The sequence below is a fragment of the Paenibacillus sp. J22P90 genome, assembly GCF_059692195.1.
The window spans coordinates 355352-381674 of record NZ_JCAUAY010000005.1 but is presented as its reverse complement, the minus strand read 5'-3'; the positions used below and the strand labels follow the sequence as shown (position 1 = coordinate 381674).

Below are 26323 nucleotides of genomic sequence, written 5' to 3'. Positions count from 1 at the left end.
TTTGCATCAGTTCAGTTCATTTCATTCATTACACATCTAGATAAACGAACTGCTATATCCTGTTGAGGTAAAACATGCATTGCAGAATGGTTTTCAACAGCAGCTCTTGGCATCCCATAAACGACACAGGTTTCCTCTGCTTCAGCGATCGTTGTTGTTACACCTGATTGTCGCAGCGAAAGCATCCCTTTGGCTCCGTCACTTCCCATTCCTGTCATTAAAACGACATGTCGCTTTAATTCCTGCATGGAGAGTAAGGATTCAAACATCACATCTACAGATGGTCGGTGACCTGAAACCGGTTCATCTTTGGTTAATCGAATTTTGTACGTTCGGTTCGCATCTTTGTAGACAACCATATGCCATCCCCCAGGAGCTACGTAGGCTGTTGCGGTCTGAAGAACTTCACCATCCGACGCTTCAACAACCCGGATGTGAGAAATATCATTCAGCCGTTGGGCAAGCGATTTGGTGAAATTAGGCGGCATATGCTGAACGATTAAAATGGGAGCTGGGAACCCTGCAGGAATATTAGAAATAACCTGATGTAAAGCTCTCGGTCCCCCCGTAGATGTGCCTATGGCCACGATGTGGTTAAAATGTGTTGTAGCTGGAGTAACTGGAACATTCACTTCTGATTGCTTAAGACTCTCTTTAATCATTTTAGATCTAATTGATAATGGATTTACCTTAGTAGGCGGTGATTGCACACGAGAAGATTGAATCACGTTCATTTTGGAACGAACTGCCATTAACAATTTCTCATGCAATAATAGCTTTACTTTAAACAAATCCAGAGAGATGGATCCAGATGGCTTTCGAATAAAGTCTACTGCACCCAACTCTAAAGCTTTAATCGTCTCAGCGGCTCCCTCTTGTGTTAAGGAACTCAACATGATTGTAGGCGTCGGCTGCTCTTCCATGATGTGTTTAAGGGCATCCAAGCCATTCATCACAGGCATTTCAATATCCATCGTCACAGCATCTGGACGAAGCAGCTTAACCTGTTCAATGGCTTCTTGGCCATGTTTGGCTGTGCCTACAACCTTAAACTGTGGATTTTCAGAAATTAAATCACTAACGATCTTACGCATAAAGACGGAGTCATCTACGACAAGAATGTTATATATTGCCAAGCTGCTTCCCCCCTCTATCTGCTTATTCGACACGATTTTCAAAAATCCTATTTCAAAAGCTTCAACATTTTATTTAAAAAGCTCTTGACACCGGTAGAAGGCGCTTCAATCACTCGATATCCTTTTATATAATTATCCGTAAGAGTTTTGAGGCTTTTCGTCGCAGTTGAATTTGGGTATGCAATGGAGAAAGGAACTTGCCTCTTCACTGCTTTCGAAACAACCGGATCGTCATCAACAAAACCTAATGTCGGGATTTGAATATTCAAGAATTGTTGGGCAACTAACGAAATTTTGTCAGCAGTCTGCTTGCCTTCTTTCATATCGGATACACGGTTAATGACTAGTTTAAAAAATACATTGTGTCCCATGGAATTCACCATTTTGATAATGGCATACGCATCGGTTATCGATGTCGGTTCAGGCGTCGTAACCACAATGGCCTCTTCAGCTGCTAAAATGAATTTCAGTGTTTCCTTGGATAGGCCTGCTCCTGTATCGAAAATGATAAAATCCACATATCCGTTCAGCTGCATAACCTGCTCTGCAAAATAATCCAGCTCTTCTTCACTTAACCGCAGCAGGTCATTAAAACCAGAACCACCCGCGATAAATTCTAAATCATTGGAACCCTTTTGGATGATTTCCCAGATCGTTTTATCCTTTTTTAACAAGTGATAAAGACTGTATTTCGAGGATACCCCCATGAGAACATCGATGTTCGCAAGTCCGATATCTGCATCAAAGACAAGCACCTTATAACCCAGAGACTGCAAAGTTAAAGCGAAGTTTAGCGTAAAATTGGATTTACCTACCCCACCTTTTCCACTTGTCACGGTAATGATTCTGGTTGTTCTTGTGCCCTTATCTCCTTGTGTCTGAACCAGATTCCGCAACCCTTCTGCTTGATCCTTCATGTTCTAGGCTCCTCCAATAACAAATCAATGATTTGCCACTCGTTCATTTCCGCAATATCATCGGGTACACTTTGCCCAGTTGTCACATACGAAAGCTTGAGAGAAAACTCATGAACAACATTCACGATGGCTCCGTACGAATCGGTTTCGTCCATTTTGGTAAAGAGCACTTTATCCAGCTTGAACTTACTGAAGTTATTCGTAATTGCCCTTAAATCACGATATTTGGTCGTTAAGCTTAGCACGAGAATGGTTTCACTATTTCCTTGCGTTTTAAGCAATGAGTTCAATTCGGAAACATACATTTCGTTTCGGAAATTTCGCCCAGCTGTGTCCATAAAAATGATGTCACATTCTGCTAAGTTATGAAATGCTTTCGTCAAATCCTGCGGGGAAAACACGACTTCAAGTGGTACGTTTAAAATGGTAGCATACGTTTTTAACTGCTCAATTGCAGCGATTCTATACGTGTCAGAGGTAATAAAACCAACTTTACGGTGATATTTCAACACTTGTTCTGCAGCTAATTTGGCAATTGTCGTCGTTTTACCAACACCGGTTGGACCTACAAAATGAACGACACGAGTTTGCGGAGATATATGCTTACTATGATCAGTTTGAAAAATTTGTCCAAGTTTCGCACGAACAAGTTGCAAAGCAGATTCTTCCGTAATCGGTTCATCCGCAAGCCCAAAATCCGCCATAACTTCATCCATGATTTGTTTAACAAGGGTCGGACTCACTTCTTGATCGTACAATCTCTGTTCGAGCGTTAACAACGCATCTGGAAGCTTGCCTTCATCTGAACTTCCTTGCGTAAGCTTCTTCATCATTTCTTTCATCTGCTTCAGTTCATCCATCAATTGTTCATCTTTAACTGATGATTTAGCTGAAGTCTGAACGGACGTTGGTGAGTAAGCTTGATGCTGCACGGGATTCATGATCGGCTTCTCAGGTACGGGTACCGAACTTACCATTACTGGCTCGCTTTTCATGACCACAGGTGCTAAAACATCTGGAACATCTGGAAAATCAGATTGGTGCACATTATTTTTGAATTGAGCTACCGGATTATTTACTTTAGGCTGCTGTGCCATTTGTGGAGCTACCCTTTGTGGCGCAGGCGGCGTTGATTTTGCATTTGCTCCATCAATTGCTGCGATGACTTCAATCTTTTTCTTACCAAACATACCTAGAAAGCCGCCAGTGCGAATTTCTTTCGTATTCAAGATTACAGCATCCTTGCCCAGGTCCGTGCGAATTTTCTGCAATGCGTCAGGCATGGAATCAACAACATATCTTTTTACTCTCATAAATTGACTACCCCCATGCTTTGAATTTCAACGCTTGGCTCTAATTCACTGTAAGAAAGGACAGGTATATCTTGAAGCGTTCTCTCTAAAAGTTGTCTCACATACATCCGAATCGTAGGTGATGTTAAAATGACAGGCTGCTGTCCGGATTGGATTAACTTCGTAACTTGCTCAGTCACTCGATGATAAATGATTTGAGAAGAAGAAGGATCTAAGGCTAAATAGCTTCCTTGATCTGATTGTTGGACGGAATCCGCAATTTTCTTTTCTACAGACGGACCTACGGTTATGACTTTGAGCGAATCACCTTGAGACGTAAACTGTTGAGTGATTTGTCGAGACAAAGACTGCCTCACATATTCAGTTAAAATCTCAGGATCCTTCGTGTAGGTGCCATAATCGGCAAGTGTTTCTAAAATCGTGACCAGGTCACGGACGGAAATTTTTTCACGCAGAAGTTTCGACAGTACTTTTTGAATATCCCCAACCGCTAATACAGATGGAATCAAATCATCGACAAGTGCAGGGTAAGATTCTCTGACGTTTTCGATAAGTGCTTTCGTTTCCTGACGACCCAGCAGCTCATGAATATGTTTCTTAATAATTTCAGTTAAATGAGTAGCAACAACAGAAGGAGGGTCAACGACTGTATAGCCAGATAACTCCGCTCTCTCTTTGTTCATTTCATCGATCCAAATCGCAGGCAACCCAAAAGCAGGCTCTGTCGTTTCAATACCTGAAATGGAATCATCATCAATCCCTGGACTCATAGCTAGATAATGATTTAAAAGTAGTTCGCCGCGTGCAACTGTATTGCCTTTAATTTTGATGATATACTCGTTTGGCCTTAATTGGATATTGTCTCGAATACGAATGACTGGTACAACAACACCAAGCTCTAACGCACACTGACGACGAATTAAGATAATCCGGTCTAACAAATCTCCGCCCTGCTGTGTATCCGCAAGTGGGATCAGACCATAACCAAATTCAAATTCAATCGGATCTACTTGCAGCAATGAAATAACACTTTCAGGACTACGCACTTCCTCGATTTGTTTCTCTTCAACCAATTGCTCTTCTTTAATAGCTTCGCGGTCCAAATTCTTTTGCATTTTGAAAGCAGCATAGACTAAAAGACCAGCAATCGGATAAGTTGTAAACCAGTGAATCGGTGTAAACGTACCTAAAACAACTAAAGTACCTGCAACGATATATAAGAGCTTAGGTTGTGCCGTTAATTGTTTGGTTACATCATGACCTAAATTACCTTCTGATGAAGCCCGAGTCACGATAATACCCGCGGCAGTTGAAATTAATAAGGCAGGGATTTGGCTGACCAATCCGTCACCGATGGTTAGGATCGAGAACGTTTGAAGCGCGTCTTGAAAATCCATCCCTTTCATCGTCATCCCGATGATAAATCCACCAATGAGGTTAATGACGAGGATAATGATCCCGGCGATCGCATCACCTTTTACAAATTTACTGGCACCATCCATGGCACCATAGAAATCGGCTTCACGCTCAATCTTCTGTCTTCGTTCTCTAGCTTGAACCTCATTGATTAAGCCAGCATTCAAATCAGCGTCAATACTCATTTGCTTACCTGGCATCGCATCCAACGTAAATCTTGCTGCAACCTCGGCCACGCGCTCAGAACCTTTGGTAATAACAATAAATTGGACCAAGACAAGGATGAGAAACACGACGAATCCCACAACGATATTGCCTTGCGCAACGAATGAACCAAAAGTTCTGACCACGTCGCCTGCTTCAGCATGCGCCAAGATATTACGAGTCGTTGAAACGTTTAGAGCTAATCGAAAGAGTGTTGTAATCAATAGTAATGAAGGAAAAATAGAAAATTGCAGCGCTTCTTGCGTATTCATAGCAACCAAAATAATCATTAATGCTATGGAAATGTTGATAATTAGTAAAAAGTCCAGCAAAGGGATAGGAACAGGTACAATCATCATCAACACGATGCCAATAATACCGATTAGAACAAATAAATCCTTGATTTTCATCAGATTGCACCTCCCTCTACATTAATTCGTCTTACCCTTCATCTTATATACATACGCTAGTACTTCTGCCACAGCCTGGAATAGGTCCGCTGGTATCGCATCACCAATTTCCACCTGTGCAAAAATCGCTCGAGCAAGCGGCTTATTTTCCATTGTCATAACGCCATTTTGTTTGGCGACTTCTTTAATTTTTAAGGCAACATAATCTGCCCCTTTGGCAATTACGGTTGGAGCCTGCATATTTTTCGAATCATACTTCAGTGCTACTGCAAAGTGAGTTGGGTTAGTAATAATAACATCGGCCTTAGGAACTTCCTGCATCATTCGCTGCATGGCCATTTGACGTTGTTTCGCACGGATCTTCCCTTTAATGAGAGGGTCTCCCTCACTCTTCTTATACTCATCTTTAATGTCCTGTTTAGACATTTTAAGACTTTTCTCATGCTCATACTTTTGATAAATATAATCAAAGATAGCTAGAACAATTAAAATTGCACCGATTTTAACCCCTAAACTTAACGTAACCGAAGCAATAAAGGTAAACGTACTCTCCAAAGGCGTATGACCTAAGCCAAGGAGTCTGTCCTTTTGCCCGATCAGCGTTGTATAAACGGCATAACCGATAATCAACATTTTTAGCGTTGACTTTAAAAAGTCCATCACGGTCCGCAAGGAGAAAATCTTTTTAAAACCAGAGATCGGATTAATCTTATCAAACTTCATCATCAAGGGTTCGCCGATAAACATAAAACCAATTTGTGCATAATTCGCAACAAAGGCGATTATGACCACTAATAGAAATATAGGCGCTACAATGATAAGTCCTTGTTGGGTTAAATCCATAAACAAAACTTGCACATTACTTGCAGTAATATCCATGCTCAGCTGATTCTCATAGACATTGCGAAAAATTTGAATGAGTCTTCCTTTCATAAAGGAACCAAACATCAGAAATGCCACGAATGAAAAAAGTAAAATGGCTGCCGCGGGTAAATCCATACTTTTGGCAACTTGACCTTTTTTTCTGGCATCCTGTCTCTTCTTGGGCGTAGCAGTCTCCGTCTTTTCCCCAGCAAACCATTGTAAATCTAGCTGTATACGAAGTTGTTGGGACACGGTTCTCCTCCTACTTTGGTGATGTCTGCGTGGTTCCACCAATGATTTGAAGCATTTTCTCCATGTAGTCAAAAATGATCCCAAATAATTGCTGAAATTGTGAAATCAATTCTGGGAATACGATAACGAGTAGAAAAAATCCAAGAATCATTTTCAATGGTGCACCAATGACGAAAATATTGAATTGCGGCGCGACCCTTGTCAGTAGGCCAAGCCCTAAATCCGTTAAGAATAAAGCGGCAACAATGGGCGCTGCCAATTGAAAGGATAGATAAAACATTTTGGAAAGCGAGTGAAATAAAAAGTCTGATATTTGCCCATCATAGATGCGGCTAAATAAATCGTTATTGATCGGCACCCATTTGTAGCTTTCGATAATAGCCCTGAGCAAGTAATGATGCCCGTCGAAAGATAAAAACAGTAACACAGCAATCATATATTTCAGATTTCCCAGCATCGGCGTTGAAGCACCTGTTAAGGGATCAATCACGCTAGCCATACTAAATCCAATTTGCATATCCATAAATGCACCAGCGGTTTGCACGACTGTGAAAAACAGATAAGCCAGAAAGCCTAACAATACACCGATTAGCATCTCTCGAATGATCAAAAGCACATAAACGCTATCAATCGGCATGGTCTTATCCATCCCCATCGTTGCCAAAATGATCAATGATATAAAGACCGAAAGTCCAACCTTGAACATCATGGGAATATTTCTGGAGGAAAGGATAGGCACCACGACAAAAAATGATGTAATTCGACAAAAAATAAGCAGAAAGATAGGGATCACTTGAATAAATGTTGGCATTTCACTCACTACCTAACCAACGAATTTGTAAAGATTGTTGAGTAGATTAAAGGTAAAATCGACCAACGTATTCATAATCCATGAACCGAAAATAAGGATGGACAGAAGTACTGCTACAATTTTCGGAACAAAAGCCAAGGTTTGCTCTTGAATTTGAGTCGTTGCTTGAAAAATACTAATGGCCAGACCCACGATTAACCCGATAAGTAGCATTGGCGCACTAGCTTTAAGCACGGTGTATACAGCTTCGCCAGCAATTCGTATTACAAATTCCGAACCCATCTAGATTCCCTCCGATATCTTGATCATTAACCGTAGCTTAAGAGTAACGATCTCACCACAAGATACCAACCATCTACTAGAATAAAAAGAAGGATTTTAAATGGGAGTGAAATCATTACAGGCGGGAGCATCATCATCCCCATGGCCATCAATGTACTGGATACAACCATATCTATTACCAGAAAAGGAATAAATATCATGAATCCCATTTGGAACGCTGATTTCAATTCACTTATCGCATAAGCGGGTACTAAAGAAGTGAGTGGTATGTCTTCTACCCCTGTAGGCGCTTTAGCTTTGGAATAATCCAGAAATAACTTCAGGTCCTTTTGGCGTGTATGCTTAAACATAAACTTCTTCATGGGTAGTGACGCAGTCTGAAAAGCCTGCGTTTGATTGATTTCACCCTTCAAGTAAGGCTGAAGCGCTGTTTGATTAACTTCCCCTAAAGTTGGAGACATAATAAAAAAGGTTAAAAACAGAGCGAGTCCGATTAAAACCTGGTTAGGTGGCATTTGTTGAGTTCCTAAAGACGTTCGAACAAAACCCAGCACAATCACAATTCTTGTAAAGCTCGTCATTAAAATAAGGAATGATGGAGCTAAACTTAACACGGTTAGCAAAAGAAGGAGAGTTACGGTATTCGATGATCCTCCAGTTGCGGTACTCGTTCCGATATTGACATTCAATCCTGGAATCGGATTCGTAACATCCGTTTCAGCCGCAGAAGCCGATAAAGATACAAGGAAGATGGATATCACGACAAGCAGCAGTACACCAACAAATTTATTTCTTTTCATTCGTCATTCAACCGATCTGTTTGTTTTTGATCAGACAACCATTCTTCAACATTCTTATTGCGATTCGTTACACGGCGAATTTTATCTTGGAAAACTTGCTGAAATGAAGTTGTAAGCTCCACTTCCTCTTCTACGTCATTCTTTTTCAGAGGCAGTTTGCTGAGCCATTTGCTAAGCGAGCTAAAACCTATGCGATCGTCTTGCGACGTTTCGAGCAATTCCGAGATATACGCTACTTCATCGGCGTCAATGATTTTATCCAATAACTGAATGTTCTCACCAACGCCAACTACGAAGAGCGAATGACCAATTTCAACAATCTGGATCGATTTGTTCTGACCAAGGGGAACTCCACCTAAAGAGCGAATCGAGTTCCCAAACAGATTTCCTTTATTTTTCTTAGCCACAAACCTCATCAGTACATAAAAAAGAATGATCATGAATATAAGGACTAAAATAACCTTCGCTACCATAAACAATGAATCCGTTGATCCCATTGAACCCGGGTAATCAGAGATGGGCAGTTCTTGATTAGGTTCTGTTTCTGCATGTACACCTTGGTTTGTCCAGAGCAAAGCGATCATACTAAGTATGCTTAAGTAAACTTTATTCGATTGATGTCTTTTCATAATAACAACCCTTTCGGTTTATGTAAGACTCAACCGAATTCAGACGGTTTAACCTAGAGTCTTCTTGATTGCTTCGATAACGCGGTCAGCTTGGAATGGTTTAACAATGAAGTCTTTTGCTCCTGCTTGAATCGCGTCAATTACCATCGCTTGTTGCCCCATCGCTGAACACATAATAACTTTTGCGTTTGGTTCAATCTTTTTGATTTCTTTTAATGCTTGAATACCATCCATTTCTGGCATCGTGATATCCATCGTGATCAAATCTGGTTTAAGCTCTTTATATTTTTCGATAGCTTGTGCTCCATCATTCGCCTCGCCACAAACTTCATACCCATTTTTAGATAAAATATCACGAATCATCATTCTCATAAAAGCTGCATCATCCACAATTAGAATACGGTTAGCCATTGAAAATATCCCCCTAAAATTAAATTATTGTAATTTTTGAATTCGTTCCCATTGATTAACAATGTCAGTTACACGAACCCCAAAATTCTCATCGATGACGACGACTTCACCCTTGGCAATCAACTTATTATTCACCAAAATGTCTACGGGTTCACCAGCAAGCTTGTCCAATTCAATGATCGAACCTTGGGACAGCTCTAAGATGTCTTTAATCACCTTGTTTGTTCTGCCCAACTCTACGGTTACCTTCAGAGGTATATCGAGAAGTAAGTTCAGGTTCGTATCATCTGCTTGCGCATATGAGCCTGATTGTAAATTACCAAACTGAACAGGTTGAACATTCACATTACGATTTGGCATGCCACCAAATGCAGCTGGTGGTTGTTGATACATCGGCTGCTGCGGTGGATACATCGGTTGCTGTGGCGGATACATCGGCTGACCCATTGGAGGTTGCTGATACATCGGCTGTTCATACATCGGTTGTTGGTATACAGGTTGCTCATACACGGGTGCTGGCTGTGATTTAGGTGCTTCTTGCACAGGCGCAGAAACGACTGGCGGTGCTTGCGCAGCCGGTGCAGCTTCCATTTCTGATTGAGAATCACCACCACCCATTAGAATCGATACCATTTCTTTGGCGAAAGGAACAGGCAATAACTGCATAATATTGGAATCAATAAGATCGCCAATGGCAAGTCGGAACGATATCTTTATAAATACGTCCTCATCAGGCAGTTTTCCTTCTCCTTTCGACAAATTTAATATGTCGATTCCTGGTGGAGAGATATTGACAAATCGATTAAAGATGGTAGACATGGATGTAGCCGATGAACCCATCATTTGATTCATTGCTTCCTGCACCGCGCTGATATGTATTTCACTTAGATTTTCATCGCCGCCCGTGCCATCACCGCCCATCATCAGATCAGCGATAACTTGTGCATCACGAGTTTTAATAACTAGCAAGTTAATACCATCAAAACCATCAACATAGTTGACATGTACGGCTACATGGGGTTTTGGAAACTGTTCTTCCAATTCCTCTTTGCCAATGACGGACACCTTTGGTGTCGTAATATCAACTTTCTTGCCCAGTAACGTCGAAAGCGCTGTCGCCGCGCTACCGAACGTTATGTTACCAATTTCCCCAAGTGCATCCTGTTCAAGAGGGGATAAAAAATTTTCAACTTGCGGAGGCCCATGAAAAGAAGACACAGAGCTTTCTTCAGATGATTGTCTCAATAAAGCATCGATCTCTTCCTGCGACAAATAATCTCTGTTATTCATCATATTCTTCTTCTCCTTCATTAACGATATCTGTAATTTGTACAGCCATCTTCCCTTTTACGGTACCAGGGCTTCCGAGATATTTCAGCTTCTCGCCCACTTTGACTTGAAGCGAATCTTCGACGGATTTATGCAGCGGGATTACATCGCCTATGGTTAAACCTAAGAAATCTCGAACAGAAATTTCAGACGATCCCAGCTCTGCAATGAGAGGTAGCTTGGTTTTCTCCAAGCGCGATTGAAGTGCTTCCACTTCTTCAGGAGCTCTCGTCTTCTTCTGGGAAACAAACCAGTGATGCACAGAAAGTCGAGGCATGATTGGTTCAATAACGACGTGAGGAATACATAAGTTGATCATCCCTGTTGTATCCCCAATTTTGGTGCTCAGCGATATTAATGCAATCGTTTCATTGGGAGAAACAATTTGCATAAACTGCGGATTCGTTTCTAGTGCCTCCAAGCGAGGTTGAATATCAATAACGGTTTTCCAAGCTTCCTGTAAGCTATCGAATGCTCTACTGAAAATTCGTTCCATGACAATCGTTTCAATCTCAGTCAATGCATTAATTTTGGTTGGCGTTGTACCAGCTCCGCCTAATAATCGATCCAACATAGCAAAAGCAACATTGGGATGAACCTCAAGCACCATTCGACCCTCTAAAGGTTCTGCTTCAAAGATGTTCAAAATGGTCATTTTCGGGATGGAACGAATAAATTCATCATAAGGCAATTGTTCAACCTGGACTACACTAATTTGAACGAATGTACGCAGCTGTGCTGAGAAATATGTCGTTAAAAATCGCGCAAAATTTTCATGAATCCGGGTTAAGCTACGAATATGATCTTTAGAGAAGCGCACTGCTCTCTTAAAATCATAAGCTCTTACCTTCTTCTGAGTATCCTCCTTCTTAAGCTCATCTGCATCCATTTCGCCTGAAGATAAAGCGGCTAATAAGGCATCGATCTCATTTTGCGATAAAACATCAACCATTCGAGTCACCTCCTTTAAGCAAAATCATTAACGAGTTTATTGCAGTACTTTATCAGTTATCCAAATTTGTTTGATTTTACCTTCGTGTAGCACTGGGTTTAGTTTGTTCATAATAGTCGAAGTTAAACTGTCAGATCCCTTGCTGCCTTCAATCTGCTCTTTCGTCATATCACCTAGAATTTGAACGATCGTTCCTTTAACAGCTGAATCAAGCAAGCTATCAAACTCAGCTTTTGCTTTTGAATTTTCCATCTCAAAGGCAAAACTAATTTTAATAAAATTTTGACTGCCGGATAAATTTGTTAAGATGTCCTTGATGATCGACGTGTTTGCCTTAACAGTCTCTGCTGAAGGTGCTTTTGTTGGCTTCACACTTGCAACAGCATCCTGAGCCTTTACAGCTGGATCCGTGGATTGATTGTTTTTCTCCATAAAATTCCACAACACAAACGCTGCAGTGAGAATGAGTGTGATTGCAATAAGTATGGAAACAATAAGAATGAATATTTTGTTCTTAAACACTTACGAACCCTCCGTATCCCTGGACTGTATTGTCGCTCGAACGGATCCAATGTCTTGCATGTAGGTCCGCACTAAGCTTACCACAACCTCTGCCTTTTCGAGAACTGTGATTTTCTTGCCTGTCGTCAATGTAATCATGGTATCCGGAGTTTCTTCGATAAGCTCGATCAAAATTGCATTCAAGATAATCGGTCTACCATTCAAACGAGTGAGAGAAATCATCTTTCTCCTCCTGAATCAGGGTAAGGGGAGCTCCGCTCCCCTTCTATTCATTCATTTACTCATTATTGCTTAAGATTTACAACCTCTTGAAGGATTTGGTCAGAAGTCGTAATGATTCTGGAGTTTGCTTGGAAACCACGCTGCGCGATAATCATTTCCGTAAATTCCCCAGTTAAGTCGACATTAGACATTTCCAATTGGCCGGAGATTATCGTTCCAGTTCCTGCCTCTGGATCACCAGCGGAGCCGACTTCAATTTCTTCTCCAGCTGGAAGAGCATTGGCAGTCATTTGATACAAATTACCACCGATTTTCTCAAGACCAGCAGGGTTTGTCACTTTCACAACACCAACTCGTTGTCCAGTGTTGATCGTCTCTCCATCGGCATTGACGCCAATGATATCACCATTTTGAGCGATGGAAAAAGAAACAATATCATCTGGAATCAATATTGGACCTGCTCCCTCAGCGCCCATGACATGAAGCCCTTCGGAGTTCACAAGATTACGATTTGCGTCCACGGTGAAGTTACCTGCTCTTGTCAAATAAGGCGCATCTACTTGCTCAAGTGTTCCAACTGCGAAAAAACCATCACCGTTCACACGCAAATCGGTAACAACATTCGTAGTCATTGCACTACCTGCTGTATGAACCGTATCAATCGCAGCAATACTAACTCCCAAACCGACTTGCTGTGCATTCACACCACCGCGGTTTTCGTCTGCAGCACTCACGCCGGAAACCGTTTGACTGAGAATGTCTTTAAACATAACACGACCACCTTTAAAGCCAATCGTATTAACATTTGCTATGTTATTACCAATGACATCTAACTTCGTTTGAAAGCCACGCATACCTGAAACGCCTGAGTATAAAGATCTTAACATGAATTGGCCTCCTAAATCGGATGTAAGTAAGTTATAGAGTGAGTTGCTTCATTCGTTCCACAACTCCAGGCTTCCTTATCGGTCGAGCCTGATCTTAAGAAATTATCATTGCACTATCGATTTGTGTAAACACATGCTCATTCATAGACTGGCCATCTAGCGCTGTTACAACGGTTCGGTTAGGTACATTCACGATATACCCATTCCCAGCTAAAATCAGTAATGCATCCTTGGCACCTTTAGAAGCTGCCTTATCAATGGCTTTATTCATTTTCTCGATTTGTTCGGGTTTGAGTTGAATGCCGCGTTCTTTTAACCTGACTTCCGCATGATGACTAAACCGAACAAATTGATCTTGAAAAATTTTCTGAAACGTCGGATTTCCTGGAGACGGAATCTGCTGTTGAGATGGTGTGCGTCTTGCTGAACTAGGAGATACCGCATTAGGATAAAGTTGACCTATCGATATTCTCTCTGTCATTGTGATTCTCCAACATTCTCAATTTTCTTTAACTTATCTAGCGCAACTTCGACACCATTGACACTAGCGAATTGATTGCCATCTTTAAATGTGATGGAATCTACGACACCAGACATTTCAGAAGGAACTCCTGCGGCATCTGTCGTTGTCCACGAGATCGACTTGCCAATTAATCCTGACACGAAACCAATTGACTGCCTCATAAGCTTCATTTCACTTGCCATATTCGTTAATTGCTCAACGGATGTAAATTGGGCCATCTGCGCGATAAACTCTTTATCTTGCAAAGGTTGCGTTGGATCTTGATTTTGAAGCTGCGTAATCAGGATTTTGAGGAAATCATCCTTGCCTAAGGTTGTACTATTCTTCTCCTTGGACTTCGCGTTATTCGCTGTATTAATCAGATCAGCAACATTACCTACAATCGGGTTAGTAGCCATACGTTCACCTCCAACAACTTCTTTCATCTAACAGTTTAAGCTGTTACATCGAAGGAATTACCATTTGTATTGTTGCGTAACTGTGCCATCTGATCCATGTCTTCTTTAAAATCAAGCGCATCCATTTCAATCTCATTTGATTGATTTTTGGATTGACGATTGGATTGATTAAAGCTTTGAGGTTGACGTTGTTCCTGGAACATGTTCGATGACATCGTTTGACTTTGTGTAACCTCTAGTTTCTCAACCTGCAAGCCTTGCAATAGTAAAGCTTGACGCAATTGAGGAAGTTGACTTTCTAGCATTGTCTTTCCTGCTAACGAATCCGCCGCAAACTGTGCGAACAGTTGTCCTTCGTGCATCGAAATTTTCACATCTACGTGTCCTAAGTTTTTAGGAAACAATGAAAGTTTAGCTTCGGAGAATCCTTCAGATAGCGTAATTTTCATGTTTTTCAAAACATGTGTAGTCATTTCTTCTGTGAAATTTTCTGCTGTTATAACTGGTGTTTTCTCAGCAGGAACAGATACTTGCTGTGCCTTTTGCAAATCGCCAATAGTAACAATCGAGTTAGAAGTTACATTAGCTTCCATAGGTAGATCAACAAGCGGTCCAGGTTGTGTTTCAGTTACAATAGTAGGTTGTTCAAATACCACTGAAGGAATATGTTTAATTGCAAATTTCTCTTGCTTTGGCTGAAACGATTGTAAATTCGCAGCAAGACTGCTATCTACGGATGGTTCAGTTTCGCCATTGTTTATGTACTTGTTTGCTTGAGTTCTCCCAAGTGTCGTATGATCCTTGGCCCCAATAACAGGCACATTTGAACTAGTAGGCACAATTCCAGAAGCTGCTTTACGAGCATTACCTAATCCTTCTAAAATCTCAGGTAGAATGGGTTGGATTGTATTCGAAAGTTCTGCATTTAGATGGTTTAGAATGGGATTGTCTGGTTGCTGCTTCGTTAATGCTGACAGCGTTAACAACGTATTCTGTGCTTTAAGAGTTAGTGAATCACTTGTTGATTGTGTCCAAGCTGATTGTGCGAAGGAACTACTTGTCGTGCCGTTTATAGCAGCAAGCATAGCATCAGCATTTTCGAACCAGTTTTTCACAGTTGGATCTTGCAATAACTGCTCCGCAAGTGAAGGATTCGAATTCATCGCTTCTAAGAGTAAGTCTGGAAGTTTAGAATCTTCTGAACTCACATTAGTATCTTGATTAACTGAACTCTGAATCGGCATAATCAAGCTTTGCAACATTTGCAGCATCATGCTCATTGAAAGGTCAGTCTCAGATGGTTGACCATCAACTGTTGAAGAGTTCTCTTGAGTGTTTTGTCCTGAGAGAAGCGCTGAGAAGTTATCCGTTGACGCATTCCCTCTAGAAGTCCCTTTACCTGATGTCGTTGAATTTACGGCTCCTGTTTGTGTTACAGGTACTGAAGTCATTTGTACGTCCATTTTTTTCACCTCCCTTCATATGTAAGTTATGGACCAAGTTTCAAAGTAATGGCAGCGGCTGTTTCTTTATTGGCATCTGATAAGGCCGTCATTACCTTAGAGCGTGAAGCATTATCCATGCCACTTAAAATCGCTAAAACCTTTTGCTGATTTGTTTTATTCATCTCAAGCAAGACGTTTGCAGCGCTTTTTGGTGTCATATTCGCAAAAGTTTGACCAAGATCCGAGGATGTGACAGTACTTGTCGCCGCCTTAGTATCCTTCGTGTTATTCGTTGCTAGTCTTTCTTGCAAAGCAGCAATTTCTTTGTCTCGTACAGGGACAAGATCTTTCAAGCCCATCGAGGCAACGGCAGCTTTAGCTGCGTCCATCTTTTCAAGTATGGCTCCACGGCTATCCGCTTTCATCTTAGAAAAGACTAGAACCATTTCATTCGGCGTCAAAGCTTCAATAATAGGAGCAGCTTTACTTGGTGTCATTTTGGCATACATATTGGCAAGCTGCGTGATTTGATTCGCGTATTCTTCTTCGGATTGCGTTTTATCTTTTAACTTCTCCTCAAGCTCGGCAACCTTCGCTACCGCATCCTTCAAAGATTGATCTTTTTGTTCAGTCGTCGAGTCCGCCTTTTGCAGCGCAGTTGTTAGCTCGTTTACTCTGGCATTCAACTTTGAAATCTCATCTTCTTTCAGTTTTACACTTTGTTCGGAAGAAGTTGCTTTTCCTTCGGCTGTTACCGGAGCAGTTTCTTTTGGGGCTGGAACAATTAATCCAACGACTGGCGTATTGTGCAATGCTTTTTGAATACTACTTTTGATATCATAATCAAAAATCGAAAGCAGCACGAAGAGTAGAACCGCCGTAAACACAAAGGGGATGACAAACCATATCAAAAACCGCTCCAGTGCACTATAAGACGCACCCTCTACGTTTGTATCGGCCATCTCTTCGTCCCTCCTTTTCTACTTTATAGCCTCTATCCATTCTCACTGCCGAAAGGCAATCATTAATACGAAAGCCGTTTGAAACGATTTGTCGCCATTTCATCAAGAGCATCCTGCTCTTTTTTCGCAACCATGAGTCGGAATTGATGATGTGCTTTCTCTCTAGCCTTCGTCCAAACCTTTTCATCAATCATTTTCTCTGATAAATGCTCCTGCTTTTCACTTACGATATGTTTAGCCTGGTTCACATCTTGGTGTTTACGAGCGATTTGCTTATCCACATGATTCATATAGCTTTGCATCATCATCATGTTTGAAATCGAAACGGAGTTGCTGCTCGCTTGTGCCATTTCATGATGTAAGCTTTCCTTTTTCTCAAACAATCCGTTTAGGCTCGTTTCTTCGTTTCTCAATTGACCTATTGCCTCAGATAAAATCCATTCTGCCTGTGTCCGTTCATTGTTTTTCAAATCGACAATTTGCTGGAATGAATAACGAAAACTCATCTAGGTGGCCCCTCATCCCTTATAAAATTCTTGGATTAAACGTGCTTGAGCTTCTTCATATGTCAGTTTTTCAGTCGTCTTTTGTTTCGTAAAATCCCAAATAGCTTCAATATTATCCATCGCAATATCAATATTTGGATTCGAACCTTTTTGATACGCCCCAATATTAATAAGATCTTCCGAATCTTTATATATAGAGAGAAGACGCTTAAGTTGATCGGCAGCTTCCATATGTTCTGAAGGAACAATTTCTTTCATTACACGACTTACACTAGACAACACATCGATTGCAGGATAGTGACCTCTGTTCGCAATATTACGATTAAGAACAATATGACCATCTAAGATACCCCTAACGGCATCAGCGATAGGCTCATTCATATCATCACCGTCAACTAACACCGTGTAAAAGGCAGTAATTGAGCCTTTTGCTCCAGTACCTGAGCGTTCTAAAAGCCTTGGCAGCATGGCAAATACGGATGGCGTGTAACCACGCGTAGCTGGCGGCTCACCTACAGCTAGTCCAACCTCACGTTGTGCCATAGCAAATCGCGTGACGGAATCCATCATCATCATGACATTTAGGCCGCGATCTCGAAAATATTCAGCTATACTTGTCGCGATCATCGCACCTTTAATCCGAATTAACGCTGGCTGGTCAGATGTAGCGACAATAACTACGGATCTTGCTAAGCCCTCTGGACCCAAATCTCGCTCAATAAAATCCAGAACCTCTCTGCCCCGCTCACCAATGAGTGCAATGACGTTGACATCTGCAGAGGTATTTCTAGCAATCATACCCATTAGCGTACTTTTACCAACACCAGAACCCGCGAAAATACCAACGCGCTGTCCTTTGCCAATTGTCAACAATCCATCAATGCAACGAACGCCAACAGAGATGGGATTGAGAACACGCGGGCGTGTTAAAGGGTTACTAGGCGCATTGTTAGTTGAATACTGTGCCATCCTAGATGGTAAAAATGAGCCATCCAAGGGCTGACCTAGCCCATCAAGAACTTTGCCTAGTAACTCATGCCCCACTTGAACCGTTAACGGTTTACCGGTGCCAACAACATCACAGCCAGGGCCAATCGCGTCAAGATCACCTAAGGGCATCAAAATAACTTTGTTGCTACGGAACCCAACCACTTCAGCTTTTAACGGCTTGTTTGATTTGTGTGGATAGATGTAACAAAGATCGCCAATACTGACATCGGGGCCTTCTGACTCCACAGTAAGTCCGATAACTTGTGTTACTTTGCCATTCACCCTGATCGGATCAATCGTCTGTAAAACTTCTTTGTACTTATCCGCCTGAGGTATGGATGTCCGTTTCATTAAGATTCCTCACTTTGTAAGGCCAAGTGTAGCGCTGATTTGATTTCTTTCAGCTGTGTATCAATTCTGGCATCAATGCTACCGTATGAGGATCGAATTACGCAGCCTTGATCCTGTACAGATGAGTCAGGAATAATTTCAAGCTCAGCTTGCGAATCTATTGAAGTGATTAATTCTTCTCGCGCATCCTGGATATACGCAAATTGCGAAGGAGCCACACATAATGTGATAATTCCTTTTTCCCTTCTGCGTGCGAGAACTTTTTGAATAAGCTCAACGACCCATCCTGGTTCTAAAGATAATTGACGAACGATTATTTTTTCAGCGATGGAAGTGCTCAAATCAATAAGAAACGGTTCTGCTTCCTGAATGATTTGCTGCTTCAATTGGTACGACTGCTCAAGAATGGAACTAGCCTCGGCAAGCATATCGCTATATTCTTTTCTCAATGCTTCTTCCGCTTGGGCAACTCCTTGTTGATAGCCTTCTTCAAAGCCTGCTGACTTAGATAGGCTGACAAGCTCTTCATCTTCAGCTCGCCTGCTCTGCCACCAGTTCGCAATATCTGATTCCGTTTGTTGGCGGATTGCAGCACTTTCCTGCATCGCTTGATTGATTTGCTCACTCGCAAATGTTTCTGCATCCTCGATAATCTGATTCTTCAACAAAGTCGCATCATTGATCTCATTCTGCATTTCCTCTGTCAGACCATTATCATCGGTATGCACTTCCGCTTCTTTTTCTAAAAAAGGAGAAAACGATTCAACGACCTTCTTATCTTCTAAGGGGTAGTACGCAAATGATTTAATGACATTAGACAATAATATCATCTCCTCCGCCACGTGCGATGATGATTTCACCCGACTCTTCTAAACGACGTATTGTAGCAACGATGCGAGTTTGAGCTTCTTCTACATCTCGTAAACGAACCGGTCCCATAAATTCCATTTCTTCTTTGAACGTCTCCGCCATACGTTTGGACATATTTTTGAACAACACATCGCGGACTTCTTCACTTGCAACTTTGAGTGCCAGTTGTAAATCAGCATTTTCAATGTCACGTATAATACGTTGAATGGAACGATTATCAATATTAACAATATCCTCGAATACGAACATCCGTTTCTTGATTTCTTCGGCAAGTTCTGGATCTTGGATTTCTAATGAATCGAGAATCGTACGTTCCGTACCGCGGTCAACACCATTCAAGATCTGAACAATGGATGCGATACCACCAGCATTTGTATAATCCTGCGTAACCGTTGATGAAAGCTTTTGCTCTAGCACGCGTTCAACTTGAGAAATAACTTCAGGCGATGTACTATCCATAAGTGCAATCCGCTTCGCAACATCTGCTTGCTTCTCTTGTGGAAGCGAAGACAAGATGATCGAGGCTTGTTCTGCTTGCAAATAAGACAACACGAGCGCAATCGTCTGTGAATTCTCATTTTGAATAAAGTTGAGAATTTGTGCTGGATCTGCTTTTCTAGCAAAATCGAAAGGTCTAACTTGAAGTGTAGCGGTTAAGCGATTAATAATATCAAGTGCTTTCTGAGAACCAAGTGCCTTCTCCAATATATCTTTGGCGTAAGCAATACCACCTTGTGATATAAACTCCTGTGCCAAACAAATTTGGTGAAATTCAGCTAAAATTGAATCCTTTTCCAACGTATCAACTTTGCGCACATTCGCAATCTCAAGCGTTAATTGTTCAATTTCTTCCTCACGCAAATGTTTGAAAATTTGTGCAGAAACCTCAGGGCCTAAACTGATCAAAAGAATAGCTGCCTTCTGTCGTCCGGTCAACCCTTGTAGAGTGGCTCTGGCCATACAAGTGCACCTCTATTCATCTACTAACCAAGTACGCAGCAGGTTGACGAATTCTTCTGGCCGCTTTTTCGCAAGCGTTTCAAGCTGCTTACGTACTTGATTGTCATTCGTTACATTTTCGATATCGATAGTTGGAAGCTCAGCTTTTTGTGATGCAAGGTTCATTTCCTGATCCAGTTGTTGCTGTTGAAGTTCAGCTGCTCTCTTACGTTTACGAATTGCAAAGCCAATAAATGCTCCGATCGCTAGTGCCGCAAGAGCTAATGCGCCGTACGTCAGGTAAGTCTGTGTCTTCGCTGCATTTGCATCGGCTGTTCTAGCAAAAGAATGGGCAAAAACTGTAACCTTTTTCTGTAGTTCCTCGTCTGAATAAGTAGTCTTATTATCAGCAAGTGCAGTTCTAACGATATTAACGAGTGCTGCTTGAATCGCTGTTTTCGTTTCTGCTGTTAATGAGTTTGGATCATCTCTAACTGGTGGCTCGATGCCAACGTTAATGCTAACATCTTTCACGACGTAAGGTGTTGCAACGATGTCATTTGTAATACGATCCACTTCGTAATTGACGGTCTTACTGTTTTCCTCAGAGGTGGACTTCCCTGAAGTTGATGATCCAGGGTAGCCAGGAACATCCGTTTCGCCTGTCCCAGGCACACCGCCTGTATCCGTTCCATTATTTGTATATGACTTGCTAGCTTCTTGCAAAGAAATTTCGATCCCTTTTTGATCAGCTTGATTTGGTGCTCTGACAAGCTGTTCCTTGGTTTTCTTTTGATCAAAATTCATTGTTGTAAAAACGCTAACACTAACTTTATCGCGTCCAAACATCGTGCCCAGCATGGAGTTGATATTCTTCTGCAAATCATTACGGAACTTAGTATTGATATCGTCATTTCCCAGGCGTGCGTTTGCAGACCCGTCATTAAACTTATACGACACTAAGTTTTGATCCGAAATGGTGATATTCTCAATTGGTAGATTCTTTATACTGTGTGAAACTAAATTATAAATCGTATCGACTTTAGGTTGATCTAATGTATAACCCTGCTTAATTTGCAGAACAACGGATGCCGTAGCTTTCTCTGCCTGTTGCTGTAAGAAAGGCCCTTCCTCTGGAAGAGAAATGTTAACCTTAGAGCTTGAAATCGCTTGGTTTGAATTAATAAGCTGTTGAAGCTCCCCTTGAATGGCACTCAAGTACTTCACTTTAAACTCATTATCTGTAATCCCGAATGAACTGGTGCCGCTAAACGCTTCAAAACCCAAGGAACCGTTCTTATTCAATCCTTGTGACTCTACAGCAAGCTTTACATTAGCGACTTCAGTTGTAGGCACTTCTATACTTCTGCCGTCCGCACTTAAATGATAAGGAATTTTCGCTGTATCGAGATAGGATTTAATATTTGCAGCATCACTTGGCTGTAGTTCTGTATATGCCAACGAATAATCCGTCTTAGATAAATTAACACTAATAATTGCGGCAGTTAGAACTAATAAGAACACAGTTGATATAAAAATAATTTTCGTCGTCCGATTATAACGATTCCAGTATTGCTTCACCTTTTCCCAGTACTGGAGCAGGTTCTCGTTCACTCTGTCACCTCATTGACCCAAATTTAGCAGCATTTCTATAATTACAGCTGCATTCTCATAACTTCTTGATAAGCTTCGATCACTTTATTCCTGACTTGAACGGTAAGTTGAAGTCCAAGTGAAGCTTTCTCAGAAGCAATTGTCAATTGATGCACATCAGAAAGTTCCCCTTTAATGAAGCTTTCGTTCAAATAATCGACTTGCTTTTGCTGCGCGTTCAAATTATTCATTGCATTATTCAGAAAAGAACCGAATTGCTTGCCAAGATCATCCGCTCCCTCGCCCGAATTTTCTTTCGGCCCAATGGAACTCATTATATTTATAGGACTGTAACTAATTTTGTCAATCATTCCGTAACCTCCCCCATTAATTATCTAACACCGATCTCCAATGCTTTTGAAATCATCGATTTACTTGCATTCAAAGCCGTCACGTTCGCTTCATAAGATCTTGTCGCCGAAATCATATCTACCATTTCTTTGGTAATATCAACGTTCGGCATGTAAACGAACCCATTCGTATCCGCGTCTGGATGTGAAGGATTATATACTTGCTTTAATGGCGATTTATCTTCAAAAATTTTGTTTACGCGAACGCCTTCACCAGTTCCATCAGCCATCGCTGAGTTCAGCGATTGTGCGAAGCTCGGTTGTGACTTCGGTTCGAATGCCACTAGCTTTCTCGTGTATGGCATCCATTTTCCATCAACAAACTTTGCTCTCGTCGTATCCGCATTGGCTATATTGGAGGAAACAACATCCATACGCAACCGTTGAGCAGTTAAGGCAGAAGCACTGATGTCAAATCCATTCGTTAGTCTCATCGTTGATTACCTACCCTCTATGACAGTTCGCATTTTTTTGAAATCGCTGTTCATTTGTTGAATCATCGTATTGTATTTAAGCTGGTTCTTAGCCATTAATGACATCTCGTAGTCTATATCTACATTGTTCAAGTTATTGTTAATTGCTGTCGAATTGTCGGTTCTAACTTCTGAATTTGGCAATTTCGTAGGTTTACCAATTACAAAATGCCTCGGGTCAGTTCGAAAGCCATCTATCGAAGGTGTATTCGCATTCATTTGACCTTGTAAAAGCTCTTCAAAAGCAACATCGGAACGTTTAAAGTTAGGAGTATCCACATTGGCAATGTTATTCGCTACCACCTTCTGCCTTTGCGTCGATGCATCCAGCGATCGCTCCATTATATTCCAACTAGGCTTGTCTATTAAAGACATAAACGATTCCCCTTCACTCTAAAAAATAGTCATCTACTACTTCAACATCGCGACAATTGATTCCTTCTTGTTTCGACATTATTCTCATTTCATGCTACAAAATAGTTCTATATGTAGAATTATGTAAACCTTTGACTTATACTCTTTATCATCTAAGATATTACGATAAGTTACAATAAGAAAAAAGCCCTATCTTTTTACCAGATAGGGCTTCACTAATCATTTACAATTTTGACTTCATTTGCTCAATGCTTTGCATTAATTGTTCATTTAGAATACGGATATAAGTGCCTTTCATACCTAGTGAGCGCGTTTCAATTACGCCAGCACTTTCCAGTTTACGTAGGGCATTTACAATAACTGAACGCGTGATGCCAACGCGATCTGCAATTTTACTCGCTACCAGCAAACCTTCTTTGCCATCCAGTTCCTCAAATATATGTTCAACTGCCTCCATCTCGCTGAAAGACAATGAACCAATTGCAACTTGAACAACTGCTTTGCTGCGAGCCTCTTCCTCAATTTCTTCCGCACGTTCTCTTAAAATTTCCATGGCAATTACTGTCGAACCATACTCTGCGAGAACCAAATCATCATCGATAAAATGACCTTCACTTCGACTAAGAATCAAAGTACCCAAGCGATCCCCACCGCCAATAATTGGCACTAAGGTTGTATGTGTCGCCGGAAACATGTCTTTCATCTGATCCGTGTAATAGAAATACGGGCTGTCTGGCTCAGATGTTGAAGAAGTCTCTTCAATTTTTAACAATAAATTATTGGATTCTGCTGGGAACCTGCGTTCAATGAGAATCGTTTGGTTCATTTCAGGTGATACTGGATCATTCGTAACCGCGTAGCCTAAGATTTTACCTTTACGGCTTACGACATAAATATTCGCGATGACGACATCTCTCAGTACCTCTGCCATATCCATAAAGCTAACCGCATTCCCCGCTTCTTTTTGGAGCAATCGATTTAGCCTTCTCGTTTTGTTCAATAAACTCATGTAACTGCCTCCTACTACTGCAACCTGCATATTTCTTATAAAATGTACTGACTTAAATCTCGATTTTGAACAATGCTGCTGAGCTTCTCACGAACATAAGCCGGGTTAATCACAAAAGACTCTAACGTGATATCTGGCGCTTCGTAAGACAAATCCTCTAACAATTTTTCTAAAATTGTATGTAAACGACGCGCTCCGATATTTTCGGTCTGTTGATTGACTTCAACGGCAATACGAGCAATTTCATGAATAGCTTCCTCCGCAAACTCAACAGTTATACCTTCTGTTTGTAATAAGGCGGTGTATTGTTTCGTTAAAGCATTCTTAGGCTCTGTTAATATGGATACAAAATCCTCTAACGATAAATCGCTGAGCTCGACACGAATCGGGAACCGACCCTGCAGCTCTGGAATGAGATCCGATGGCTTGGCAATATGGAATGCCCCTGCCCCAATAAATAATACGTAGTCTGTTTTAACCGGTCCGTATTTGGTCACAACTGTCGAACCTTCCACAATCGGAAGAATATCTCTTTGGACACCTTCACGTGAGATATCAGGTCCGCTGCCGCCGCGGCTGCTGCTTGCTATTTTATCAATTTCATCAATAAAAATAATGCCGCTTTGCTCCGCACGATGAATGGATTCCTGGATCACATCATCCATATCAATAAGTTTCTGTGCTTCTTCCTGTGTCAAAACTTTTCTAGCTTCTTTCACAAGCAGCTTCCGTCTTTTCGTCTTTTTCGGCAGGAGACTTCCGAACATTTCTTGCATATTCATTCCGGCTTGTTCATTACCTTGCCCGCCAAGCATATCCAGCATAGATGGCGATGTGTCTTCTACCTCAATTTCAACGTGATCATTCTCTAATTTACCATTGGCTAATTGTTCTGCGACTTGAACTCTTCTAGAGGCCAGATTAGGATCAGGTGTAGATTCCTCTTGCTCCTCTTTGTTTTGTCCGCCAAACAACATCTCAAGCGGGTTACGCTGCGTTTTGGTACGTGTTGGACTTGGAGCCAACAAAGACACTAATCGTTCGTTAGCAAGCTTCTCAGCACGATCCTTCACCTTCTCCATGCGCTCCGCTTTTACCATACGTACGGATGTCTCAACTAAGTCGCGTACCATAGATTCTACATCACGGCCAACATATCCGACTTCTGTGAATTTGGTAGCTTCTACTTTAATAAAAGGAGCGCCAACCAGTTTCGCTAGTCTACGCGCGATTTCTGTTTTCCCAACGCCTGTAGGTCCAATCATGAGAATATTCTTCGGAACAATTTCATCTCTCATGCTTTCATCGACAAGATTTCTCCGATACCGATTTCGCAATGCGATCGCAACTGATTTCTTCGCTTTTTTCTGCCCCACAATGTATCGATCTAGTTCATGAACAATTTGTTTAGGTGTTAGAGCGCTGTTTGCCATGTGTGTTACCCTCCTTAAAATTTAGGCTAAAGTTATTCAATCTCTTCAACAATAATATTATGGTTGGTAAACACACAAATTTCAGCAGCCGTTGTCAACGACGCGTGAGCGATTTCCTTCGCACTTAGCTGTGGCGCATGTCGGTGCAAAGCTCTCCCCGCTGCTAGTGCAAAGCTTCCGCCAGAACCAATTGCTAATATGCCATCATCCGGCTCAATGACTTCGCCATTACCTGAGAGCAGCAATAGACCTGAAGCATCCATAACGATCATCATGGCTTCCAGCCTGCGGAGCACACGATCTTGGCGCCAATCCTTCGTTAGTTCAACCGCGGCACGCTGAAGATTACCATGGTGCTCTTCCAGCTTCCCTTCGAACTTCTCAAAAAGTGTAATCGCATCTGCAACGGAACCGGCGAAACCAGCAATGACTTTTCCTCTATGTAAACGCCGTACTTTTTTGGCCGTGCTTTTCATGATCATAGAATTGCCAAATGTCACTTGACCGTCGCCAGCTATAGCTCCCTTGCCTTGATGACGGATCGCAAAAATCGTTGTCGCATGAAACGTAGCTTGATTGGGTTCCATTTCGATTCACCCCTCTATAAGAATCAATTCCGTTAAGAGATCTCACCTTGCAGATGAGTCGCAAAAATGAGAGAAACCTCTAGCGAGGTCCATAAAGGTTAA

General features: G+C 41.5%; 30 protein-coding genes. All 30 read right to left on the bottom strand.

The window, feature by feature from the left end; all coding sequences use genetic code 11:
- Window positions 1-11: 11 nt before the first annotated feature.
- The 30 genes from AC58UX_RS19255 to hslV all read right to left on the bottom strand — a co-directional run bounded on the left by AC58UX_RS19255 (window position 12) and on the right by hslV (window position 26221).
- Window positions 12-1136, bottom strand: a complete 1125-nt coding sequence (locus AC58UX_RS19255; protein ID WP_497255584.1) for a protein-glutamate methylesterase/protein-glutamine glutaminase — start codon at window positions 1134-1136, stop codon at window positions 12-14.
- Window positions 1137-1183: 47 nt separating this feature from the next.
- Window positions 1184-2053, bottom strand: a complete 870-nt coding sequence (locus AC58UX_RS19250) for a MinD/ParA family protein (RefSeq protein ID WP_497255582.1) — start codon at window positions 2051-2053, stop codon at window positions 1184-1186.
- Complete coding sequence (gene flhF, locus AC58UX_RS19245) at window positions 2050-3366, bottom strand: flagellar biosynthesis GTPase FlhF (protein WP_497255580.1); 1317 nt, start codon at window positions 3364-3366, stop codon at window positions 2050-2052. Before flhF ends, AC58UX_RS19250 begins: the two co-directional genes overlap by 4 nt.
- Window positions 3363-5396: a flagellar biosynthesis protein FlhA gene (flhA, locus tag AC58UX_RS19240; protein ID WP_497255578.1), complete on the bottom strand. Its 2034-nt coding sequence runs from the start codon at window positions 5394-5396 to the stop codon at window positions 3363-3365. The genes flhF and flhA overlap by 4 nt, the downstream gene beginning before the upstream one ends.
- Before the next feature lie 21 nt (window positions 5397-5417).
- A complete protein-coding gene (gene flhB / locus AC58UX_RS19235) occupies window positions 5418-6512 on the bottom strand; it encodes a flagellar biosynthesis protein FlhB (RefSeq protein WP_497255576.1) in 1095 nt (364 codons plus the stop codon).
- 10 nt (window positions 6513-6522) lie between these two features.
- Window positions 6523-7323: a flagellar biosynthetic protein FliR gene (gene fliR / locus AC58UX_RS19230; protein ID WP_497255574.1), complete on the bottom strand. Its 801-nt coding sequence runs from the start codon at window positions 7321-7323 to the stop codon at window positions 6523-6525.
- 12 nt (window positions 7324-7335) lie between these two features.
- Window positions 7336-7605, bottom strand: a complete 270-nt coding sequence (fliQ, locus tag AC58UX_RS19225; RefSeq protein ID WP_028558285.1) for a flagellar biosynthesis protein FliQ — start codon at window positions 7603-7605, stop codon at window positions 7336-7338.
- A gap of 26 nt (window positions 7606-7631) precedes the next feature.
- Window positions 7632-8405, bottom strand: a complete 774-nt coding sequence (fliP, locus tag AC58UX_RS19220) for a flagellar type III secretion system pore protein FliP (RefSeq protein WP_497255572.1) — start codon at window positions 8403-8405, stop codon at window positions 7632-7634.
- Window positions 8402-9034, bottom strand: a complete 633-nt coding sequence (locus AC58UX_RS19215) for a flagellar biosynthetic protein FliO (protein WP_497255570.1) — start codon at window positions 9032-9034, stop codon at window positions 8402-8404. Before AC58UX_RS19215 ends, fliP begins: the two co-directional genes overlap by 4 nt.
- A gap of 48 nt (window positions 9035-9082) precedes the next feature.
- Window positions 9083-9445, bottom strand: coding sequence for a response regulator (locus tag AC58UX_RS19210; RefSeq protein ID WP_028558282.1), 363 nt, complete (start codon window positions 9443-9445; stop codon window positions 9083-9085).
- A 24-nt stretch (window positions 9446-9469) separates the two neighbouring features.
- Window positions 9470-10735 (bottom strand): flagellar motor switch phosphatase FliY, encoded by a 1266-nt coding sequence (gene fliY, locus AC58UX_RS19205; RefSeq protein WP_497255952.1) that lies wholly within the window; start codon window positions 10733-10735, stop codon window positions 9470-9472.
- Window positions 10728-11726: a flagellar motor switch protein FliM gene (gene fliM / locus AC58UX_RS19200; RefSeq protein WP_497255568.1), complete on the bottom strand. Its 999-nt coding sequence runs from the start codon at window positions 11724-11726 to the stop codon at window positions 10728-10730. The genes fliY and fliM overlap by 8 nt, the downstream gene beginning before the upstream one ends.
- Before the next feature lie 36 nt (window positions 11727-11762).
- The gene (locus AC58UX_RS19195) at window positions 11763-12248 is read right to left on the bottom strand and encodes a flagellar basal body-associated FliL family protein (RefSeq protein WP_497255566.1); all 486 of its coding nucleotides are present in this window, start codon (window positions 12246-12248) and stop codon (window positions 11763-11765) included.
- The gene (locus AC58UX_RS19190) at window positions 12249-12470 is read right to left on the bottom strand and encodes a flagellar FlbD family protein (protein WP_057315696.1); all 222 of its coding nucleotides are present in this window, start codon (window positions 12468-12470) and stop codon (window positions 12249-12251) included.
- A gap of 62 nt (window positions 12471-12532) precedes the next feature.
- Window positions 12533-13357, bottom strand: a complete 825-nt coding sequence (flgG, locus tag AC58UX_RS19185) for a flagellar basal body rod protein FlgG (RefSeq protein ID WP_497255563.1) — start codon at window positions 13355-13357, stop codon at window positions 12533-12535.
- A gap of 94 nt (window positions 13358-13451) precedes the next feature.
- The gene (locus AC58UX_RS19180) at window positions 13452-13838 is read right to left on the bottom strand and encodes a TIGR02530 family flagellar biosynthesis protein (RefSeq protein WP_497255561.1); all 387 of its coding nucleotides are present in this window, start codon (window positions 13836-13838) and stop codon (window positions 13452-13454) included.
- Window positions 13835-14278, bottom strand: a complete 444-nt coding sequence (locus AC58UX_RS19175) for a flagellar hook capping FlgD N-terminal domain-containing protein (protein WP_497255559.1) — start codon at window positions 14276-14278, stop codon at window positions 13835-13837. Before AC58UX_RS19175 ends, AC58UX_RS19180 begins: the two co-directional genes overlap by 4 nt.
- A 35-nt stretch (window positions 14279-14313) precedes the next feature.
- Window positions 14314-15741 carry a flagellar hook-length control protein FliK gene (locus tag AC58UX_RS19170; RefSeq protein ID WP_497255557.1) on the bottom strand — a complete coding sequence of 476 codons (1428 nt, stop codon included), beginning with the start codon at window positions 15739-15741 and terminating at the stop codon, window positions 14314-14316.
- A gap of 26 nt (window positions 15742-15767) precedes the next feature.
- Complete coding sequence (locus AC58UX_RS19165; RefSeq protein ID WP_497255555.1) at window positions 15768-16685, bottom strand: MotE family protein; 918 nt, start codon at window positions 16683-16685, stop codon at window positions 15768-15770.
- Between the two features lie 62 nt (window positions 16686-16747).
- Window positions 16748-17191: a flagellar export protein FliJ gene (gene fliJ / locus AC58UX_RS19160; RefSeq protein WP_497255553.1), complete on the bottom strand. Its 444-nt coding sequence runs from the start codon at window positions 17189-17191 to the stop codon at window positions 16748-16750.
- 12 nt (window positions 17192-17203) lie between these two features.
- Window positions 17204-18532, bottom strand: coding sequence for a flagellar protein export ATPase FliI (gene fliI, locus AC58UX_RS19155; protein ID WP_497255551.1), 1329 nt, complete (start codon window positions 18530-18532; stop codon window positions 17204-17206).
- The gene (locus tag AC58UX_RS19150; protein WP_497255549.1) at window positions 18532-19362 is read right to left on the bottom strand and encodes a FliH/SctL family protein; all 831 of its coding nucleotides are present in this window, start codon (window positions 19360-19362) and stop codon (window positions 18532-18534) included. The genes fliI and AC58UX_RS19150 overlap by 1 nt, the downstream gene beginning before the upstream one ends.
- Window positions 19346-20362: a flagellar motor switch protein FliG gene (fliG, locus tag AC58UX_RS19145; protein WP_497255547.1), complete on the bottom strand. Its 1017-nt coding sequence runs from the start codon at window positions 20360-20362 to the stop codon at window positions 19346-19348. Before fliG ends, AC58UX_RS19150 begins: the two co-directional genes overlap by 17 nt.
- Before the next feature lie 12 nt (window positions 20363-20374).
- Window positions 20375-21955, bottom strand: coding sequence for a flagellar basal-body MS-ring/collar protein FliF (fliF, locus tag AC58UX_RS19140; protein ID WP_497255545.1), 1581 nt, complete (start codon window positions 21953-21955; stop codon window positions 20375-20377).
- Window positions 21956-21996: 41 nt separating this feature from the next.
- Window positions 21997-22269: a flagellar hook-basal body complex protein FliE gene (fliE, locus tag AC58UX_RS19135; RefSeq protein WP_497255543.1), complete on the bottom strand. Its 273-nt coding sequence runs from the start codon at window positions 22267-22269 to the stop codon at window positions 21997-21999.
- A gap of 56 nt (window positions 22270-22325) precedes the next feature.
- A complete protein-coding gene (flgC, locus tag AC58UX_RS19130) occupies window positions 22326-22778 on the bottom strand; it encodes a flagellar basal body rod protein FlgC (RefSeq protein ID WP_497255541.1) in 453 nt (150 codons plus the stop codon).
- Between the two features lie 6 nt (window positions 22779-22784).
- Window positions 22785-23192: a flagellar basal body rod protein FlgB gene (gene flgB / locus AC58UX_RS19125; RefSeq protein ID WP_497255539.1), complete on the bottom strand. Its 408-nt coding sequence runs from the start codon at window positions 23190-23192 to the stop codon at window positions 22785-22787.
- A gap of 223 nt (window positions 23193-23415) precedes the next feature.
- Entirely contained in the window at window positions 23416-24201 is a 786-nt protein-coding gene (gene codY / locus AC58UX_RS19120) for a GTP-sensing pleiotropic transcriptional regulator CodY (protein ID WP_497255537.1), read from the bottom strand.
- 35 nt (window positions 24202-24236) lie between these two features.
- Window positions 24237-25634 carry an ATP-dependent protease ATPase subunit HslU gene (gene hslU / locus AC58UX_RS19115; RefSeq protein WP_497255535.1) on the bottom strand — a complete coding sequence of 466 codons (1398 nt, stop codon included), beginning with the start codon at window positions 25632-25634 and terminating at the stop codon, window positions 24237-24239.
- A 32-nt stretch (window positions 25635-25666) separates the two neighbouring features.
- Complete coding sequence (gene hslV, locus AC58UX_RS19110; RefSeq protein WP_436242782.1) at window positions 25667-26221, bottom strand: ATP-dependent protease subunit HslV; 555 nt, start codon at window positions 26219-26221, stop codon at window positions 25667-25669.
- Window positions 26222-26323: the final 102 nt, after the last annotated feature.